Annotated in this window: 1 protein-coding gene; it reads right to left on the bottom strand. The window is 45.5% G+C overall.

Annotated features, from left to right (window positions below; all coding sequences use genetic code 11):
• Positions 1 to 250: 250 nt before the first annotated feature.
• A complete protein-coding gene (locus tag QUA23_RS30855) occupies positions 251 to 985 on the bottom strand; it encodes a hypothetical protein (protein ID WP_333078906.1) in 735 nt (244 codons plus the stop codon).
• Between the last annotated feature and the right edge of the window lie 449 nt (positions 986 to 1434).

Genomic DNA, 1434 nt, shown 5'->3' with positions numbered 1-1434 from the left:
TTTAGACTAAGTAAGCCTTAAAGCCTTATGTGTCTCAACTCCAGAACGTTTATTTAGCAACGGCAACGGTCGCACCGCGAGCAAGCTATAAGGCTCAACGATGAGACTGATGCGGTGCGACCGTTGACGTTCTTGATAACTGGCGAACTCTCTGTGATGTCGATCGCCCTTCAGAAATTTTGTTGGAAGGGGCGATCGCCACTCCCTCAGTAAATTTTATGGCAGGGCGATCGCAATTGTCACAGACTCCTTAGACCACGATCGAGAAATCTGAAGCCCTGATACTAGGATTACCAACGAGTAACGAATGTTTTTTTGCATAGTAAAGAAGTTCGTGTGTCCAGGATTCAAATAATGCGAAAACTTCATCAACGAGAGAGAGGCAACGCGCTTGGGTTGACTCATCCAAAAGAATTTTAGCCATCTCAACGTGATCGCTGCCCACCGAATGTCCAGACTCTAGACCGAAGTGAAATTCTCCACAGTAACGCAGTTCGATCCCGCGTCTGGTTTCAATTGCCTTCGCTAAATTAAGCATGGTACTGAAGAGCACATTTCCGGTCTCCTCAATTGCCTCAATAATGGCAATACGTTCTACTGCACTTGCCCCTGAAATGAGAGCAGCAAGTCGGTAGGTCAGGATGCGATTTTGGCGTGTTTCATCGCTCCAGAGAAAACGCATCCATGATGTTGGGCTACACAGATGATCGAAACCGAGCTTAGTGAAATCTTCAAGATACCAAGGCCAATGATGATCGTCCTCATAGGTATGGATATTTACTTGCTGTTGGTATATATTGGTTGTGGGTTCCTCTCGCAGCATATACTTATTGATGTCGCCAAAGCTCAGAATGAAGTGCGCCATGCAAGGGTAGAAACCAAGCCTCTCTTCTTCAGTCAAACTGGAGTCGCGCATATATTGGAAGAAGGGCAAATTGGAGTAGGTTTGCTTATTTTCGAAGATTTTTTTCAGTACGTATTTCATGATGATCTTTTCCGTCCTTGTTTCTTGTTAATCCAGTGATGTGTAGACCCTAACAAGGCATCGTCTATGCATCGTCCACATTAGCGTGAATTAATCGTGAATTGGTAAAATTTTGTTGCTTCAGTGTGCACGGCTGCTTTGAAGCAGTACGATCGCTGTTGTCAGGTTCTAGAACAAGAATTAGCCACTGAACCATAACCCGCAACGATCGCGTTATGGGAAGCGATTCGATCGGGCACATTTCCTGGTTCAACGAGTGCAGATTCCGATCTGGTGAAGCTACTATCCATCTCTGCGGTTTCTAAGCGATCGATGCCAAAATCCTTAGCGCTAGTGGGACAGTGATTAGGCGGACATGATAACTTCCTGGAGTTTAGACTAAGTAAGCCTTAAAGCCTTATGTGTCTCAACTCCAGAACGTTTATTTAGCAACGGCAACGGTCGCACCG

It is taken from the genome of Microcoleus sp. Pol1C5, assembly GCF_036701115.1.
Classification (GTDB): domain Bacteria; phylum Cyanobacteriota; class Cyanobacteriia; order Cyanobacteriales; family Microcoleaceae; genus Microcoleus.
The sequence above is the reverse complement of the archived record's forward strand: the minus strand, read 5'-3'. Positions and strand labels throughout refer to the sequence as shown.